16 protein-coding genes are annotated in these 16,472 nt (G+C 65.5%); 9 read left to right on the top strand and 7 right to left on the bottom strand.

The features are described from left to right. Positions 1–129 precede the first annotated feature (129 nt). Complete coding sequence (locus E5Z01_RS10290; protein ID WP_135229272.1) at positions 130–612, top strand: hypothetical protein; 483 nt, start codon at positions 130–132, stop codon at positions 610–612. A gap of 214 nt (positions 613–826) precedes the next feature. Here E5Z01_RS10290 and E5Z01_RS10285 read toward each other — a convergent pair whose 3' ends face one another. Further along, complete coding sequence (locus E5Z01_RS10285) at positions 827–1,801, bottom strand: serine/threonine-protein kinase (RefSeq protein ID WP_135229271.1); 975 nt, start codon at positions 1,799–1,801, stop codon at positions 827–829. Positions 1,802–1,950: 149 nt separating this feature from the next. Here E5Z01_RS10285 and E5Z01_RS10280 point away from each other — a divergent pair, with 149 nt between their 5' ends. The 3 genes from E5Z01_RS10280 (at position 1,951) to E5Z01_RS10270 (ending at position 3,333) form a co-directional block, all read left to right on the top strand. Beyond that, positions 1,951–2,475 (top strand): hypothetical protein, encoded by a 525-nt coding sequence (locus E5Z01_RS10280; RefSeq protein ID WP_119763680.1) that lies wholly within the window; start codon positions 1,951–1,953, stop codon positions 2,473–2,475. A gap of 121 nt (positions 2,476–2,596) precedes the next feature. Continuing rightward, positions 2,597–2,938: a DUF2268 domain-containing putative Zn-dependent protease gene (locus tag E5Z01_RS10275; RefSeq protein ID WP_135229270.1), complete on the top strand. Its 342-nt coding sequence runs from the start codon at positions 2,597–2,599 to the stop codon at positions 2,936–2,938. A gap of 179 nt (positions 2,939–3,117) precedes the next feature. After that, positions 3,118–3,333 carry a DUF2268 domain-containing putative Zn-dependent protease gene (locus tag E5Z01_RS10270; protein WP_135229269.1) on the top strand — a complete coding sequence of 72 codons (216 nt, stop codon included), beginning with the start codon at positions 3,118–3,120 and terminating at the stop codon, positions 3,331–3,333. A 153-nt stretch (positions 3,334–3,486) separates the two neighbouring features. On the opposite strand, the gene E5Z01_RS10265 is transcribed toward E5Z01_RS10270, so the two are convergent. Further along, positions 3,487–3,798 carry an antibiotic biosynthesis monooxygenase family protein gene (locus tag E5Z01_RS10265; RefSeq protein WP_135229268.1) on the bottom strand — a complete coding sequence of 104 codons (312 nt, stop codon included), beginning with the start codon at positions 3,796–3,798 and terminating at the stop codon, positions 3,487–3,489. Between the two features lie 9 nt (positions 3,799–3,807). Continuing rightward, positions 3,808–4,392, bottom strand: a complete 585-nt coding sequence (gene pyrE / locus E5Z01_RS10260; RefSeq protein ID WP_135229267.1) for an orotate phosphoribosyltransferase — start codon at positions 4,390–4,392, stop codon at positions 3,808–3,810. Positions 4,393–4,489: 97 nt separating this feature from the next. Here pyrE and E5Z01_RS10255 point away from each other — a divergent pair, with 97 nt between their 5' ends. From E5Z01_RS10255 to E5Z01_RS19500, 4 genes are all read left to right on the top strand, one after another. Beyond that, complete coding sequence (locus E5Z01_RS10255; RefSeq protein WP_135229266.1) at positions 4,490–5,242, top strand: ribonuclease HI; 753 nt, start codon at positions 4,490–4,492, stop codon at positions 5,240–5,242. A gap of 79 nt (positions 5,243–5,321) precedes the next feature. Then, a complete protein-coding gene (locus E5Z01_RS10250) occupies positions 5,322–5,513 on the top strand; it encodes a hypothetical protein (RefSeq protein ID WP_135229265.1) in 192 nt (63 codons plus the stop codon). A gap of 333 nt (positions 5,514–5,846) precedes the next feature. After that, a complete protein-coding gene (locus E5Z01_RS10245) occupies positions 5,847–7,184 on the top strand; it encodes a M20/M25/M40 family metallo-hydrolase (RefSeq protein WP_135229264.1) in 1,338 nt (445 codons plus the stop codon). Between the two features lie 163 nt (positions 7,185–7,347). Then, positions 7,348–7,488, top strand: a complete 141-nt coding sequence (locus E5Z01_RS19500; RefSeq protein WP_167757862.1) for a hypothetical protein — start codon at positions 7,348–7,350, stop codon at positions 7,486–7,488. A 58-nt stretch (positions 7,489–7,546) separates the two neighbouring features. On the opposite strand, the gene E5Z01_RS10240 is transcribed toward E5Z01_RS19500, so the two are convergent. The 3 genes from E5Z01_RS10240 to E5Z01_RS10230 form a co-directional block, all read right to left on the bottom strand. Continuing rightward, a complete protein-coding gene (locus E5Z01_RS10240; protein WP_240738286.1) occupies positions 7,547–9,118 on the bottom strand; it encodes a bifunctional metallophosphatase/5'-nucleotidase in 1,572 nt (523 codons plus the stop codon). Positions 9,119–9,336: 218 nt separating this feature from the next. After that, positions 9,337–9,933, bottom strand: a complete 597-nt coding sequence (locus tag E5Z01_RS10235) for an SGNH/GDSL hydrolase family protein (RefSeq protein ID WP_167757861.1) — start codon at positions 9,931–9,933, stop codon at positions 9,337–9,339. Between the two features lie 109 nt (positions 9,934–10,042). Next, positions 10,043–11,773: a M14 family metallopeptidase gene (locus tag E5Z01_RS10230; RefSeq protein WP_240738285.1), complete on the bottom strand. Its 1,731-nt coding sequence runs from the start codon at positions 11,771–11,773 to the stop codon at positions 10,043–10,045. A 253-nt stretch (positions 11,774–12,026) separates the two neighbouring features. Between E5Z01_RS10230 and E5Z01_RS10225 the strand changes: the two genes are divergently transcribed. Next, positions 12,027–15,200, top strand: a complete 3,174-nt coding sequence (locus E5Z01_RS10225) for an ExeM/NucH family extracellular endonuclease (protein ID WP_135229261.1) — start codon at positions 12,027–12,029, stop codon at positions 15,198–15,200. A 79-nt stretch (positions 15,201–15,279) separates the two neighbouring features. Here E5Z01_RS10225 and E5Z01_RS10220 read toward each other — a convergent pair whose 3' ends face one another. Continuing rightward, the gene (locus E5Z01_RS10220) at positions 15,280–16,464 is read right to left on the bottom strand and encodes a YbfB/YjiJ family MFS transporter (protein ID WP_240738284.1); all 1,185 of its coding nucleotides are present in this window, start codon (positions 16,462–16,464) and stop codon (positions 15,280–15,282) included. Between the last annotated feature and the right edge of the window lie 8 nt (positions 16,465–16,472).

Here is a 16,472-nt window from a genome sequence, read left to right as displayed (position 1 = left end):
CCCTGTACAACGAGAGGCGATTACACTCCAGTCTGGGGTACGTGCCCCCGGCAGAGTTTGCGGCCCAGTATCATCAAGCCCAGATGTGACTTGACCCCCTGTCCGCCTTCTTGGGTGCAGTCCAGAGCGGTGGTCGTGGTGCTGTTGATGTTCTGCCTCCCGTTGATGTCGCCTGAGAGCCTGAGTCTTGCCCCCGGAACGTGGTTTTCCATGCTGGCTTCTGGCCTGGTGATCGGCGCCTCGCTCCGCTCCAGGCGAAGGAAGCCTCCGCGTCAGGTGCAGTCGGCCAGGCCGGAAATCCGTGCTGCTGGTCGCACGCCGGTCAGCACCTCCAGTACCGCTGCAGTGGAGAGTGGTTCAGAGGCCCCCATGTCTGCTCAGGGGCGGGCGTTCATTGCGCTGATGCTGATTGTCGGCGCCTTCATGCTCTGTTGGCGTGCCGGCACCTTTCTGGCGGAAGGAGATGGGGTTGACTTTACCCTTCTTGCAGGAGCTTGCTTGCTGATCGGGTTGGGGATTCATGTCAGCCCCTGGCAGGCTAAACAAGTCGGCCTGCCCCTCGGACTCGCGGGTGCGCTGGCCTTCGTTCTCGGTCGATTCTTCGCAGCCTGAAGTCTGTTGCCCTGCCCCATCATTCTGGTTCGCCTCATTTCCGGCTGACTTGCAGACAGCGGAGTCACCGGCCGGCGCGGCGGCCGTGGGCCTGCGCCTCCCCATTTGTTCTCGAACCAGCAAAACATCGGCTGGCTCCCTGCACGTCCGGGACACCTGTTGTTCAGGCTGGGCGGGGGTTCACAGCGACTTCCTCACTGAGTGGCCGGAGCCCTTATGACTTCTTCTTGAAGGGGTTCCAGCCCCTGCTGCTCTTCTTGGGCTCTGAGGACGGCGTCGCCGGGGGGCTGCCTGGCGGGGTGGCGCCGCGTGGGGCAGTGCCGTGACGGCCCGGCTGATACGTGGCGGGCGTGTGCGCTTCTTCCTCTTCCTCGTCGTCGGGTTTCTCGCCCAGGGCGTCCAGCAGGGCGCGGTAAATACTGTCGGCACTGGGCCGATCCTGCGGGCGCTTGGCGATACCCTGCTCGACCAGGCGGCTGACGGGTCGGGGCACCAGCGGGCTCAGATGCGAGAGCGGCGTGGGGAAACGCGTCAGGTGCGCGACCATCAGTTCCTCGTAACTGCCGCCGCTGAAGGGCCGCTGTCCGGTCAGCAGCTCGTACATCATGACCGCCAGGCTGTACACGTCGCTGGCGCTGCTGCTGTTCTCGCCGTGGTAGATCTCCGGGGCCATGTAGTAGGGGCTGCCGCTGACCTTGCCGCCCTGCGCCATGAAGTAGGTGTTGCCCAGGTCCCCCAATGCCGCGCGGCCCTGCGGGTTCACGTACACGTTCTGGGTTTTGACATCCTGATGCACCGCGCCGTTCTTGTGCAGGTAGGCCAGCGCCCCGGCAATGTCCGCCAGGATGCGCAGGGCCTCCGGCAACTCCAGCTTGCGGCCCTGGCGCAGCACCAGTTGTTCACTCAGGGCCCCCAGCGGGAAATACTGAATCGCCAGGAAAGCCTGCTGGCCGAAGGGCGTTCCGCCGAAACCCTGCACGATGTGCGGGTGCCGGAACTTCAGGGTCAGCCTGACCTCGTTACCGAACCGCTCGGCGGACTCATGGACTTTCACTGTTTCCGGGTGCGGCAACTTCAGGGCCACCTCGCGGCCCTCCTGGGTGGTCGCCAGGTACACCTGCGAGGTGTTGCCCCGCCCGATGGAACGAATCAGACGGTAGCCGGAAGGGATGCGTTCAGGATCAGTCAAGCTACACTCCGAAGCCGTATTCTAGTCGCCTTTCATCACGGAACTCTAACGCCCGCGCCCTCTTTTGCCCCGCGCTGCTCCGGCACAAGGCCGGTGTGCCTGCAGGAGATGCGCCCGGGGCCGCGCCGGAACGGTATGCTAGGCAGGTCATGAGTAACTCGACCCTCCAGCGTTCCCCCGGTCGTGCGGGCAGCACCTTTCCCGTCTACCTGCTGATCCTCGCCCTGCTGCTGGGCGTGGTCACCGCCTACGCCGTGCGGGACAACCCCCTGTACAGCGACCGCAATGCCTACGGGATTTCCAAGTACGCTTTCATCGACCAGTGCAAGGAAAACCTGCACGAGACCGGCCAGCTGCAAACCACCGTGGTGTTCCAGGGCCAGCCCGTGTCGCAGGGCAACCTCAATAAACTGATCCAGGACGTGAAACTCCTGAAGGCCGGCGAAACCCTGCACGTGAACGTGCCGGCCTCCTCCCGCGAAATCGTCAGCCAGGTTCAGCCCATCGCCGAGCAGCAAGGCCAGCCGCAGCGCACCGGCCTGCAATGGCAGTCCCCGGTCGAGCTGCAGGCCAGCGGCGGCACCATGCACCGCACCCTTTCACCCGCCGTCATGCAGTGCCAGTACGACAAGGCCAAGGGCAAGACCGAAACGCAGCTGTTCATCAGTCAGTAACCTGCCCGTGCCTGGGTTCCGCGCCTGAGTTCCGCGTCAGTGCAACTCGGGCGAGCGGGGGTACATATGGCGCCATATTGAAGGCACGAACGTCCTGCACGTCCTGAACGCCGGCAAGAGAATGACGCCTGAACTTGAAGCAGAGTTGAGGTCAGTCACCCAGGACGCCCTGGGCTGGCACGCGGCGCGGCTGGAGCTTGACGGGGTGGATGTGGCGCTCCTGGTCGACCCGCACTGGGATATTCCGGAGCTGGGCCTGGTGGGATACGCGCCGCAGGGCCACTTCGTGCAGCTGATGGTCAACCCCGGCAACCCGAATTTCGAGCGTCTGTGGCGCAGGGAACTGCCCCTGCACCTGGGCCACGAACTGCACCATGCCAAACGCTGGCAGGGCGTCGGCTACGGGCGCACGCTGCTGGAAGCCCTCGTCTCGGAGGGCCTGGCGCAGCACGAGAACATTTGACAGAAAAAGACTATATTTTTAGTCTTTTTCTGTCCGAACAGAGTGAGTGAATTCAGCGGAGCAGATGGAAGAATGGAGCCGTTTGGGGTGCTTTTCCCCGAACGGCGTAATTCTGTAATCTGCTCTATGAAGCCGAGGAGCGCGGTCAGCCCCCCATTTACGCGGCTGCGCACGCCAACATGGCCGGGCTCTGGCAGCGGGCACAGGCCGAACTGCACCAGCCCTACGACCATAACGCCTGGTTTTTCGGCTCGGTGGACAGGCAGCTTCCCCGCTGGGCCGGGTACGCGCTGGGCTACGAACTGGTGCAGCGCTTCTTCGCCGCCACGGGCGGGGACGCCGTAATGCACGTGAACACCCCCGCCGAAACCTTTGCAGGCGCCTGGGCGGGGTAATACGGGTTCTCTCTGTTCCGTTGACCCACCGGGAAAGCGCTGGTTTGCAAACGCCACGCCTGGAACCCGCCCTGCTCCCACTCGCTTTGCTCGGATGCAATCGCTGACGAAGTGATTCCATCCGAGTCCGCATAAGTTCGGCCTGCAGATGGGTTACTGGGCACCCTGCCCAATCACCTCGTGGATTTCCAGCACGTTGGGGCCGCTGAAAGCTTCGCGGGGCAGGCTGCCGCTGCGGGCGTGGCCCTGCTTGAAAGCGTCCGATTCCGTCCAGGCGGTAAAGGCGCCCATGTTGTCCCAGTAGGTCAGGACAATGAACGGGTCGCCGGCCCGGGTGGGGCGCAGCACTTCGTTACGCACAAAGCCCGGCATGCTGTCCACCAGTCCGGCGCGGGTGCGAAAGCGTTCCTCGAACTGCTCGGCAAATTCGGGCTTCACGAAAATGCGGTTCATGACAGTGATCATGGCGACTCCTTAAATCTCTTGCAGCGGCCGCTCGGCCAGCCAGTCCGGAACTTCGTGCGGGGCGTAGGTGTCGAAGTACAGTTCCTTGAGGCTCATCAGGGGGTAGCCGTGCAGCGGCCCGGTTTCCTGGCGGCGGTCGATGATGGTGCACAGACCAATGCACTTGCCGCCGTGCGCTTCGACGGCCTTCACGGCGCGCAGCAGGCTGCCGCCAGTGGTCAGTACGTCCTCGGTGGCAATAAACGTCTCGCCGGGGCGAATGCTGAAGGCCTCGCGGAGCTTCATGCCGCCCATGCCGTCTTTCTCGGCGAAAATTCCCCTGATGTCCGGCTGCGCTTCCGAGAGTTGCCGCGCCACCTCATAGGCCAGGGTGACGCCGCCCATGGCCGGGCCGACCACGAAATCCGGGGTCAGGCCCGCTTCCATCACCTTGCGGGCCATGGCCGCGCCCACCTGCATCATGGCCCTGGGGTGCTGCAGCAGCGTCGTGGACTGCAGGAAGAACGGCGATTGACGGCCCGAGGCCAGCAGAAAGCGGCCCTCGTGAAAGGCGCCGGTTTGCTTGTACAGATCCAGAACATCCAGCTCACTCATGAAGAGAAGTATCGCATTCCCGCGTCAGGACATCAGGCATAGTGAGAACGCAAATGGCACAGGGCAGATGGTGGGCGGCGCTCGGGGGCGAAAGACCGTGAATCACGCTTACGTGGACGCCAGCTGGCAGGAGCAGTCCGACGGCAGCGGCCTGGGCGGCTGGGGCATGGTGCTGCTGCGGCCCGGCCAGTTGCCCGTCCGCTTTCAGGGCCTGCTGGACTCGCCCGACAACAACGCCGCCGAGTTGCGCGCGGTGCTGGAAGCCGTGCGGGCCGCGCCGGCTGGCGAGGCGTTGACTGTTCACACCGACAACCAGGCGGTCATTGCCTGCGTGGCCCGTGGGCGCGGCCCGCAGCTGCTGGCCGATGCCACCCGCGAACTGCTGGACGAAGCAGAGCAGCGCGGCCTGCACCTGCACGCCCGCTACGCCCCGCGCACCGGGCGGCACATGCTCAGCGCCCATGCCCTGGCCAACGACGCCCGCCGGGGCAGCGGGGGCGGGCCGCACCTGCCGCAGACCGACGTGTTGATCGAGCAGCGGCCCGCCCAGCCGGAAGCCCGCGTGAGCCTGCGCCGCAACACCGATCAGGGCGGCACCGAGCGCGTCACCACCCTGGTGAACCTGGACTTTACGGCTGACCTGCCGCCCAGCGCCCAGGCGTTGCTGGCGGCCATCAGCCTGGCGCAGCCGGGCGAGGCCATCCTGGTGCGCCGCGCCAGCCGCGTGGCCCAGGCGCTGTGGCAAAAGCCCGAACGCGCCCTGCGCCCGGCTGTTCATGCCCAGCTCAGCACCGCGCGGCAGGAAGCGCAGGCCAAAGCCGTGCAGGTGGACTTCCTGGGCAACAGTTAATCTTTCCCCCGGCATTGCATGAACTTACGCTGGGGCAACTGGAATGATTTTGTTAGATGAGTCTCAGTAAGCTGGTCTCATGTTCGGTCGGCGCGTTCCTCCCAACGTTGTGTTCCTGCTCAGCCTGCTGCTGGCCGTGGTGTGCGCCTTTATCGCTTACCGCGCCTTCAACGTGAACAAGATGTCAGCCGCCATCATCGCCGGTGTGTTTGCCGTGTGGTTCGGTGTCGACGCCTTCCGTTCCTACAGCTGGACAAAACGTAAACCCTGACCGAACACCTCCTCGCACCTTGCCTCCTCCTTCAAGGTGCCTTTCTCCCGCTGGAACGTCCGGAATCTCCCGCCGGGCGTTCTGCTTTTCGCGGTACTGGTACAGGTGAAGCAGGGCCCATGCGGGCCTAAATGGATTCTGGGACATCGGAGGTCGCCGCACGCCTCCTTTGCGAGGTCTGCGTTTCATTCTTCCGCCGCTGCCCTCCTGTGTAGCGCCATTTCGTACGCCTCTCACCATAGAAGAAGGCGAAGGGCAAGCAGGGGGATCGCGCGGATGCTCTTGTATTCCGTTTCGCCTCCTTCAGCGGGCGTTTTGCATTACCCTCTGGGTATGACCACACCTGACCTGGCGGCGCACGTCGAACGCGGCCTGACTGACCTTCGTGACCTGGTGGCGCTGCAAAGCGTGTCCGCGCAGGGTCGCATGCTGAACGAAACTGCCGCCGCCGTCTCGCGCCTGCTGGAAGCCGAGGGCTTCCGCGTGCAGGCGTTCCCCGGTGAGGTCGCGCCCATCCTGCTGGCCGAAGCCGGGGAAGGGCCGTTCACGCTGCTGATCTACAACCACTACGACGTGCAACCCGAAGACCCCGTCGAACTGTGGCACAGCCCGCCCTTTACCCTCACCGAACGCGACGGGCGACTGTACGGCCGTGGGGCCAGCGACGACAAGGGCGAACTGGCCTCGCGTCTGGCCGCTGTCCGCGCCGTCAAGGAACAGCACGGCGGGCAGCTTCCCATCAGGATCAAGTGGCTCATTGAAGGTGAAGAGGAAGTCGGCAGCCCCAGCCTGGTGCAGTTCGTGGAGACGCACCAGGCGCAGCTGCAGGCCGACGGCTGCTGGTGGGAATTCGGCGGCCTGCGCGATGACGGGCGGCCCGTCATCAGCCTCGGCCTGAAGGGCATCATCGCCGTCGAGCTGCGCTGCAAACTGGCCGACAGTGACCTGCACAGCAGCCTCGGGGCCGTCGTCGACAACCCCCTGTACCGCCTCGCCAGGGCGGTTGCCAGCATCCGCGACGACCAGGGCCATATCCTGATCCCCGGCTTCCACGATTCTGTGCGCGAACCCACGCCCGCCGACCTCGCGGCCCTGGAGACCATCGACAGTGGCGAGAAACACCTGAAAGATACCTTCGGCCTGAAGCGCGTCTTCGCCGAAGGAACCGAGTACGCCTACCGCACCAACTTCAAACCCATCGTGAACGTCAACGGCTGGGGCGGCGGCTACCAGGGCCAGGGCAGCAAAACCGTGCTGCCCGCCGAGGGCTTCGTGAAACTCGATTTCCGCCTGGTGCCGGATCAGGATCCGGCGCACATCGTGCACCTCCTGCGCGCTCACCTGGACGCCCAGGGCCTGCAGGACGTGGAGATCGTCGAACTCGAAGCCCACCAGAAATCCGCCCGCAGCGACATGACCGCCCCCTTCGTCCAGGCGTGCATCAGCGCCGCCCGAGACGTTCACGGCGAACCCGTCGTTCACCCCAGCGCGGGCGGCAGCGGCCCCATGCACCCCTTCACGGATACCCTCGGTGTGCCCTGCGTGGCGGCGGGCATCGGCAACAGCGCCGGCCGCGTCCACGCCCCCAACGAGAATATCGTCAAGGAGCACTTCGTGAAAGGCGTGGCGTTCGGCGTGGAGTTAATCGGGCGCCTGGGGAAAGGGGGGTAAGGGTGTGCTAGAGCATTAGACAAAAGCACGCCGTGCTGTTGTCCGAGCAGCGCGAGTGAATTCAGACGAGCAGGACGGAGAGTGGAGTTATGCGGAGTGATGTTCTCCGCAGAACGGAATTCGGAGAACTGCTCTGGGCCGGGGCCAGGATGTACTCTGGCGTATGAGACTTCTGAAAAGCTGGAAAGTGCTGGCCTTCGTCGTACTGACCCTGGGGCTGAGTGCGTGCAGCGGGCCGCAACCGGTATGCGACCAGGGCCAGATGTACGACCCTGCGGGGAACACCTGCGTGGCCGATCAATAAAGTGCGACAAAAAAGAAACCGCCCATCCTCGTGACGGGCGGTTTCTCGCTTGTAAAACTTATTTAGCGGCGGGTTCGTTGACGATCACGATGCGGCCTTCGTTCTGGGCGCTCAGGGTGGGGTTGGCCTTCAGGTAGTTCACCAGGATGTCCACGTCCAGCGTGCCGGTGTCGAGGCGTTTGGCACCCTGGAACATGGTGAAGCCGTCGCCGCCGCCGGCCGTGAAGTTGTTCATGGCGACCTTGTAGGTCTGGCTGTCCACCAGGGGCTGGCCGTTCAGGGTCACGGCGGTCACGCGGCTGCCGGCGGGTTTGCTCAGGTCGAAGGTGTAGGACACGCCCTTGGAGACGTGCAGGAACTGGCCCTTGTTCTCGCTCCAGGTGGCGACGCCGTGTTCCAGCGCGGCGCGGATCTGTGCGCCGGTCAGGTCGAGCACGCTGAGGCTGTTGCCGAAGGGCTGCACGGTGATGGCTTCCTCGAAGGTGATGGGGCCCTGGTCGATGCCGGCGCGCACCCCCCCGCCGTTCACGAAGGCCAGTTGCGCCCCGGCGGGCTGCGCGGCGGCGAGGGCGGCGTCGGCCAGGACGTTGGCCATGGTGCTTTCGCGCTTGCGCACGACTTCGCGGTTGCCGTTCAGGCCGGTGCCGGTGTTGCCCACGACCTGCTGGCGTAGATTGGCGATCGGCACGCTGAGGGTGGCGATCATGCGGCGGCTGGTGTCGTCCTCGGCGATGTCCTTGCTGACGGGAATGGGGTTGCCTTCCCAGCTGTCCACCGCGCCGGCGTCATTGAAGGTGACCTTGATGCGGCCCAGCACCTTGCCCCACTCCCAGGCGGCGACCAGCAGGGTCTTGTTGCCGTCGGGGTTCTGCACGACGGTCGGGTAAGGCCCTTCGGACTTGGGAAAGTCCTTGTTGTCGAAGGTGCCCAGCAGTGTGTGGCTGTGCCCGCCCACGATCAGGTCGATGCCGGGTACCGCAGCGGCCACCTGCTGCTCCACGCTGTAGCCCAGGTGCGAGACCAGCACGACCTTGTTGATGCCCTGCGCACTCAGGGCGTCGGCGCTGTTCTTGAGGCTGGCCATCAGTTCCAGCATCTTCACGTTCGGGCCAGGGCTGCTGATAAGGGGCAGGTCCGGGGTCACGGCCCCAATCACGCCGATCTTCTCGCCGCCGACGTTCAGCACCGCGTAGGGCTTGATCAGGTCTTTCAGCAGGGGTTCGGTGCTCACGTCGATGTTGCTGGCCAGCAGCGGAAACTGCGCTTTCTGCGCGAACCTCGCCAGGGCTTCGGGGCCGTTGTCGAACTCGTGGTTGCCCACCGCCATGGCCTGGTAGCCCTGGTAGTTCATGAACAGCACGTCCGCCAGGCCCTGGTACACGTTGTAGAACAGCGTGCCCTGGAAGGTGTCGCCGCCCGACAGCACCAGCGGGTTCACATCGGACGCGGCGTACTGCTTGATCAGGGTGGTCTGCCGGGCGTACCCGCCGTAGGTGTTCTCGCCGATTTTCACCGGGTCGAGGTGACCGTGCAGGTCGTCGGTGTGCAGCACCGTCATGGTGAAGGGAGCGGCGCCAGCCGAGCCGAGCAGCAGGGCGGAAACCAGAGGCAACAGTCGTCTCGTGTTCACACTGACCATTTTAGAGCATTTGACCAGAAAACGGATGGCCTGCCGTCCGAGCGCAGCGAGTGAATTTGGGCGATCAGCACAGAGAATGGAGGCCTGCGCGGTCCTCTTCCAGGCTCGGCGGAATTTGGAGGGCCGCTCCGGAACAAAACCATCAGAGAATTCCCAGGAAGTTCACCTCTGGTCTTCGGGCCGTGGTGAGGGGCTTGGAGCCGCTTTGTTCAAGGCAGGCCCAGCAACTCCAGCATGTCCTGCATGACCAGCGCGTACCCACGGGCATTGGGGTGAACGCGGTCGGCGCTCCACACATCGGCGTGATGAAAGGCGGTGTCCGCGCCGACATCCAGCAGCAGGGCGTCGTGCTGCCGGGCCAGGCGACGGATGATCTCGTTGGCCTGTGTCCACTGCCGCTCGAAGCGCAGGGTCATGCTGGCGGGCATGCCGATGGGAATGGAGAAATTCGGCAGGGTCATGGTGAGGCGCTCGGTGGCGGCCGGAAAGGCGCCCAGCAGCCTACCGAAGTCCTGCTCGAACTGCTCGGGGTGCCAGCGGCGCATCAGCAGGTCATTGGCCCCGGCAATAATGCTGACCAGATCGGGCTGGAGGGCCATGGCCTCTTCCAGTTGGGTCGCCAGAATTTCACTGCTCAGGAGGCCGCGCCGGGCCAGGTTCACGTACTTCAGGTCAGGGTTGAGTGCCTTGAGGCGCAGGGCCAGCGCGTCGTGTGCGCCCATCTGCGGGAAGCCCGCGACCGCGTCGCCGATGCCCTCGGTCACGCTGTCACCCAGGGCCACAAAACACTGAAAAGTGCGGGTCATGCCGCAGAGCATAACGAAACCCTGCCGGTGAAGAGGGTCAGGCGTACAAAACGTTTTCGACGGCGGGAAAACCACCTCCCTGGCATGTTTTCCCGCTTCCCTGGCACGCTCAGCCGAGTTCGACTTCTGCCCGCGCCACGCCCGCGCGTTGCCCGGCGGCTTCCAGCGTGACCTTGCTGCCTTTTTCGCCCCGGATCACCCACTCCAGTTTCTGCTCCTGCCTGGCGAAGGTGGGCGCGAAACCACCCTGCACGGCGCTGCGGCCTTCCAGCTGGCCGATCTCCTGGGTGGCCTCGCCGCTCAGCAGCCTGCCTCCCTGTACCTTCACGCGGATGGGCTGCACGGCCTGGCGTTCCATCGCGCGGGCGCTGGTGTAGGTGGGCAGGAAGCCGGTGTTTTCCAGCACGGCGACCAGGTGGTAGAGGCCGCCTTCCTGGGGCCTGACGTCCACCACCTTCCAGTTCAGGCGCGGGTTCGCCCCGGCGTGCGCCAGCGTGAAGCGGGCGTTCTTATCGGCAATCTCTTCCAGAAACTTGAGGGGCGCGACCCCCCAGAAGGTGCGGTAATCCCAGCCGCCGATTTCCACCGCGCCCAGTTGCGGGTGCTCGAAGCGGCGCCAGGGCTCGAAGCCCCCCAGGTTCTGCTCGTCGTTGAATTTCAGGAGTTTCAGGTCGTCTTCCTCGGGGTGATCGCGGCCCCACTCGATGAAGTCGCGGGTCAGGACGCCGCCTTTCTCCTCGCCGATGCCGGCGGCCGCGACCACGTCCCACAGCTCGGTGGCAAACGCGAAGATGCCCAGCGAGTCGTAGAACCAGTCGAACAGCCCGCCGCGCAGCACTTCCTTGGGGTCGTAGCGGAACCCGTGAAACACGCTGGTGTGCGGGTAGCCGGTGAGGTCCGTGCCGCCCTGGCCCATCTGCTTGAACACGCGCAGATCGTGGGTGGGCAGGGTGTCGTCGGCGCGGCCACTGTACGGGCGCAAAATGACGCCGCCGTAGGTGTGGTACGACTGTGCGCCGTTGATATTGGGGTGCCTGGCGAAAAAGTCCGCCAGCGCGCGGGTCTCGGGTTCGCTGGCAGGGTAGGGCCCCGCGCCGCGCTGCTGCCCTTCCGGGCCCCAGTCGAAAAAGAAGTTGCGGTTCAGGTCCAGGCCGTACTGCGTGGGCGCGGCCTTCACGGTGTAGCCGTCGTAATCGCGGATCAGGCCCTCGCCGTACACCTGGTAAAACTGCTCCCCCGCCTCCTGCGCCCCGGAATCCTGAAAGGTGCGGCGGCGCATCAAGCGGGGGTCTTTCTCGCTGACTTTCCAGGGGCCTTTGGGGTCGGGCACGCGCATCTGCAAAATGCGGCCGTCCCCGTCGATGTCGTGCGGATAGAGGCCCTCGCGCTCGTCCTCGAAAGGGTAGGGGCGCAGGCTGGAGCGCACCTGCATGGGCGTGGTCAGGAAAGCTTCCACCCCGTCCGGTGAGAGGCGCGGCGCGATGTAGAGGGCGTGCTGATCCAGCAGTTCGGTGGCCTGCCGCCCGTCGGCGCTGTCCTGGCCGTAATGGCTCAGCAGGTGCTCGATCGTCCACAGGGCCGCCGCGCCGCCCGTGACCTCGCCGGCGTGGATGTTCGCGTCGATCCAGTAGCCGGGTTTTTCGCTGTCCGGCCCGCTCTCGGTGTTCGTCAGGGTCAGCACCCACAGGTCGCGGCCCTGGTAGCTTTTGCCCATGCTGGACAGCCTCGCCAGCGTGGGGTGGTCTCGCGCCACGTCCTCGAGGTACTGCGTCAACTCGTCGTAAGTGTGGTAATGCGGAAATTTCAGTTGCGCCACAGGAACAGCCTCCTGGATTGTCAAGTTCGGCCAGTCTACCCCAGGCCAAACCGGAAGACGCTGTTGCAGACAATGAAAGAAGGCGGCCCGTGCCTGCCATTGCTGTTCGGTCGCCGCGAGGCCGAGGGAAGCGGAAAGGCCCTGCAGGCTCCCTGACACCCTCCTTCTCTTTTTTGAACTGCGATTGTGAACAGTTCACAAAAAGCTGATGAGACCCGACTATGCTTTGAACCCGGTCAATTCAACCATTCTGGACACCCCGTCCACGAGGAGAACTATGCGTCTGAAACACGCCCTGCTGCTGTCCGGCTCCCTGATTCTCGCCTCCTGCGGAATGCAGGCGGCCCCCACCGCCCCCACCCCCACCGCACCCACTCAGGCCCAGAGCCTCACCCCCGCCACCGGCGCGAAGACCCCCACGGCGCAAAAACCGGCCGTGCAGCCCTCGGTGCAGCCTTCAGTCACGCTGGAAAGCGCCGCCCTGCAAGGCCAGGCGCTGGCTGACCCGGTCTTCAAGCTGGTGTTTCCGGAGGACGTCAAGTTCGTGACGCTGGAGGCGGTGGGCAGCAAAGGCACCCGCGTGTTCAGCGCTGAAGTGGTGGGCGGCCAGGTGAAGGTGACGCTGGCAAACCTGCCCAAAGGCGACCCCAAGTACACCCTGACCGTCCGCGCCTACGACGAGAAAGGCGGCGTGGTGCTGTACAAGTCCAGCGCCGAGGTCAACTTCGCCAGCGGCAAGATCACGGGTGACCTGACGCCGCAGCGCGTGAAAGCGGACGTGACCGTCACCGCCGGCCCGCTGTTGCCGGAAACCACCACCCTGAGCGCCAAGCTGGGCGAGGAGTCGCAGCCGATGACCATCACGGGCGACGCGGCCAGCACCGTCTTCAAGGCGGTCGCCAGCGCCAGCGGGTTGACAGTGAGTGTCACCGGCACCAGCAGCGACGGGCAGGTCACCCAGACCGGCACCGCGACCTTTGATCACAGTGAGGGCGGCAGCCAGGTAAAGGTGGTGCTGAACACCGTGGCCCATTGCCCGGTGTCGCCCACGCCCGTGACCGCCATTCCGGCCATTCAGGGCAGCGGCGACAGCAGCCCGCTGCTGGGCCAGACCGTGACCGTGCGCGGTGTCGTGACCGCCGACTTCCAGGCCGGGCTGCGCGGCTTCTTCGTGCAGGCCCGTGACGGGGGAGACGGGGACGCTGGCACCAGTGACGGCGTGTTCGTATACACCGGTAACGCGTCCCAGGCGGTGAAGGTGGGCGACCTGGTGCAGTTCACCGGCACCGTCAAGGAGTTTTACGGCAGCACCCAGGTGGACACCCTGAGCGCCTTTGTCACCTGCGCCAGCGGCCTGAGCGTCAACCCGGTGGAACTGAAAGCCCCCTTCACCGACCTCGAAAAATACGAGGGCATGCGCGTCACCTTCCCCGAAACGTTGACCGTGACCGACAATTACGGCTACGGACGCTACGGCGAACTGGGCCTCAGCAGCGGCGGGCGCCTGTTCAACCCCACCAACGGCAACGAAAGCACCACTCCCGAGGCGAACGCTGCCCGCAAGATCGTGCTGGACGACGCCAACACAACCCAGAACCCCGCCAACCTGCCCTACCTGAGCGCGGCCGGCACGCGCCGCACCGGGGACACCGTGGCGAACCTGAGCGGCGTGCTGCACTACGCCAACAATGTGTTCAAGGTGGAACCCACCGCTGCGCCCACCTTCACGGACGCCAACCCGCGCCCCGCCGCGCCCGAACCCGTGGGCGGCACCCTGAAAGTCGCCGGCGCCAACGTCCTGAACTACTTCACGACCCTCGGCGGCCAGAATGACCGTGGGGCCGACAGCACCTTCGAGTTTCAGCGGCAACAGACCAAGATCGTGAACGCGCTCCGGGGGCTGGACGCCGACATCGTTACCCTGATGGAAGTGCAGAACAGCGGCGACACCGCCCTGAACAGCCTGGTGACCGCCCTGAACAGCGCCTACGGCAGCGAAGTGTACCGGGGCGTGCAGACCGGCACCATCGGCACCGACGCCATCAAGGTCGCCATCATCTACAAACCGGCCCGGGTCACGCCTGTGGGCAGTTACGTGATCGACAACGACCCCATCCACAGCCGCCCGCCCCTGGCCCAGACCTTCCAGGACAAAGGCACCGGCGGCGTGCTGACCGTCGTGGCCAACCACTTCAAGAGCAAGGGCAGTTGCCCCAGCACTGGCGACGTGGACACCGGCGAGGGCTGCTGGAACACCCTGCGCACCGGGCAGGCCACCCGCCTGCTGACCTTCGTGGATCAACTCAAGACCCGCAGCGGCGACCAGGACGTGCTGCTCATGGGCGACTTCAACGCCTACGGACAGGAAAAACCCATCCAGACCATCATGGCGGGCGGCTTCGTCAGCGAGAACCTGCGCATTCCCGCCCAGGAACGCTACAGCTACCAGTTCGGCGGACTGTTCGGTTACCTCGACCACGCGCTGGCCAGCACCAGCCTGGACCAGCAGGTCACCGGCGTGACCGAGTGGCACATCAACGCCGACGAACCCACGCTGGCCGATTACAACGCCGAATACAAGAAGCTGCCGGAGTGCACCACCTCCACCTGCACCAGCCCGGACCTGTGGCAGAACAACCCCTACCGCGCCTCCGACCACGACCCCGTGCTGGTGGGCCTGAACCTGAACAGGGACGAAGTGAAACCCACCTTCGGCGTCACGCTGAGCGGCGCGGACAGCGTAAGTGCCGGGCAACCCTACACGCTGAGCATTGCCTCCAGCGAAACGCCGGGCACCGTCAGTGTTAACTGGGGTGACGGCTCGACCGAGACCCTGGCAGGCACGGCCACCAGCGCCCAGCACGCCTTCGCCGTTGCCGGAACGTTCAGCGTGACCGTGACCGCCGAGGCGAACGGCCAGACGGCCACCGCGCAGAAAATCGTGACGGTGACGCCTCTGGTGGTCACGCCGCCCCCACCCACCGGCAGTGACCTGATCATCAGCGAGTACGTGGAAGGCAGCAGCAACAACAAGGCCATCGAACTGTACAACCCCACTTCTGGCGCCCTGGACCTGAGCAAGTACAGCCTGGAGCTGTACTCGAACGGATCGGCGACGGCCGGCAACATCCAGAAACTCAGCGGTACGCTGAACGCCGGGGCCACCCTGGTCTTCGTGAACGGCTCGGCCAGTGCCGCCCTGAAGGCCCTGGGAACCGTCAGTGCCGTGACCAACTTCAATGGTGACGACGCCCTGGTGCTCAGGAAAGACGGCGCCGTCATCGACGTTTTCGGTCAGGTGGGCGTGGCCACCAAGTGGGGCGAGAACGTCACCCTGCGCCGCAAACTGAGCGTCATCGTCGGGGACAACAACCCTGCCGACGCCTTCGTGCCCGCCACTGAGTGGGACAGCCACCCCATCGACACCTTCGACGGTCTCGGCACCCGCTGACCCTCAGCAATTCCGACATCCACAGGGAGAGGCTTCGCCAGCCTCTCTCTTTCTTCTTGTCTTCTCGCCACTTTCTGTTTCAGCGGGCGGTCTGCTGTGTGGCCGGCTGAAGCAGCGCCAGCCCCGCGCCCAGCAGCAGCACGGCGGCGCTGACGCCCAGGCCCAGGCGCAAGCCCCCCGCACTGTCCGCGAGGAGGCCGGTCAGCAGCGGCCCGGTCACCTGACCCGCCGCGAAAATACTGGTGAATGCCACGATGCCCCGCGCCCAGGCGTGCTCCGGCAGGACGCGCCGGGTGATGATGGTGGTGAAGGTGACCACCGCCAGGAAGCTCAGGCCGAACAGCGTGCCCGAAAGCAGCAGGGCTAACGGGTGATGCGACACCAGCGGCAACCCCGCGCCGACGGCCAGGGTGAGCATTTGAATGCTCATGGCCCGCGCTCCCCTGGCTTTCGCGGCGAGTGGCCCCCACACGAACGGGTTGACCATGACGCACACCCCCAGCAGCGCCCAGAACGGCGTGACCAGGCCGCCCGCGCCCACCAGCCGCAGGAACGCCACGATAAAGGTCATGTAGGCGATGTACCCGATGCCGAAGCAGGTGTACGCCGCCAGCGCCCAGAACAGAGGCTTCAGCGGCGTGTGGTCGTGCCCCGCCGGAGCCGCCCTGGCCCGGTCCGGCAGCCGCGCCAGGGTGCTTGACGTCAACCCCAGACACAACACGGACGCCAGGCCCAGGGCCAGCCACGCGCCGCGCCAGCCCGCCTGCAACAGGGGCGGCAGCAGCAGGGCCGACAGCACGATGCCAATGCCCGCCCCGCCGTAAAACACCCCCAGCAGCCGCGCACTGTGCGCCGGGTGAGCCCGCGCGGCCAGCGCCGCCAGCGCGCCCCCACTCACGAACACCCACGCCCCACCCAGTCCCGCCACCAGCCGCAGGATCAGGAGCAGCGTCTCCTGCGCCGTGACCGCGCACAGCAGCAGGCTGCCCGCTGTGACCAGCATCCCCAGCTGAAATGTTCGCCGTAGGCCCCAGCGCGCCCCCAGCACGTTTGCCGTCAGGGCCCCCAGCAGGTAGCCCAGCGCATTCGCGGCATTCATCGCGCCGGACAGCGTGAACGACCAGCCCAGTTCCGAGCGCATGGTGGGCAGCAGCAGTGCATAGGCAAAGCGCGCAAACCCCAGCGCCACCGCCCCGCCCAGTGACAGGGCCAGCATGTCCAGCAGCGCCTGAGCAGCGTCGTCACGGGGGCGGATTCGGGTCACGCGGTCAT

Origin of the sequence: Deinococcus fonticola (genome assembly GCF_004634215.1) — a bacterium.
Lineage (GTDB): Bacteria > Deinococcota > Deinococci > Deinococcales > Deinococcaceae > Deinococcus > Deinococcus fonticola.
The sequence above is the reverse complement of the archived record's forward strand: the minus strand, read 5'-3'. Positions and strand labels throughout refer to the sequence as shown.

Bases quoted from the DNA above. Each gene is read 5' to 3' on its own strand.
- E5Z01_RS10280 (WP_119763680.1), top strand. From the start codon at position 1,951: ATGAGTAACTCGACCCTCCAGCGTTCCCCCGGTCGTGCGGGCAGCACC.
- E5Z01_RS10275 (WP_135229270.1), top strand. From the start codon at position 2,597: ATGACGCCTGAACTTGAAGCAGAGTTGAGGTCAGTCACCCAGGACGCC.
- E5Z01_RS10270 (WP_135229269.1), top strand. From the start codon at position 3,118: ATGGCCGGGCTCTGGCAGCGGGCACAGGCCGAACTGCACCAGCCCTAC.
- E5Z01_RS10265 (WP_135229268.1), bottom strand. From the start codon at position 3,798: ATGATCACTGTCATGAACCGCATTTTCGTGAAGCCCGAATTTGCCGAG.
- pyrE (WP_135229267.1), bottom strand. From the start codon at position 4,392: ATGAGTGAGCTGGATGTTCTGGATCTGTACAAGCAAACCGGCGCCTTT.
- E5Z01_RS10250 (WP_135229265.1), top strand. From the start codon at position 5,322: ATGTTCGGTCGGCGCGTTCCTCCCAACGTTGTGTTCCTGCTCAGCCTG.
- E5Z01_RS10245 (WP_135229264.1), top strand. From the start codon at position 5,847: ATGACCACACCTGACCTGGCGGCGCACGTCGAACGCGGCCTGACTGAC.
- E5Z01_RS19500 (WP_167757862.1), top strand. From the start codon at position 7,348: ATGAGACTTCTGAAAAGCTGGAAAGTGCTGGCCTTCGTCGTACTGACC.
- E5Z01_RS10235 (WP_167757861.1), bottom strand. From the start codon at position 9,933: ATGACCCGCACTTTTCAGTGTTTTGTGGCCCTGGGTGACAGCGTGACC.
- E5Z01_RS10225 (WP_135229261.1), top strand. From the start codon at position 12,027: ATGCGTCTGAAACACGCCCTGCTGCTGTCCGGCTCCCTGATTCTCGCC.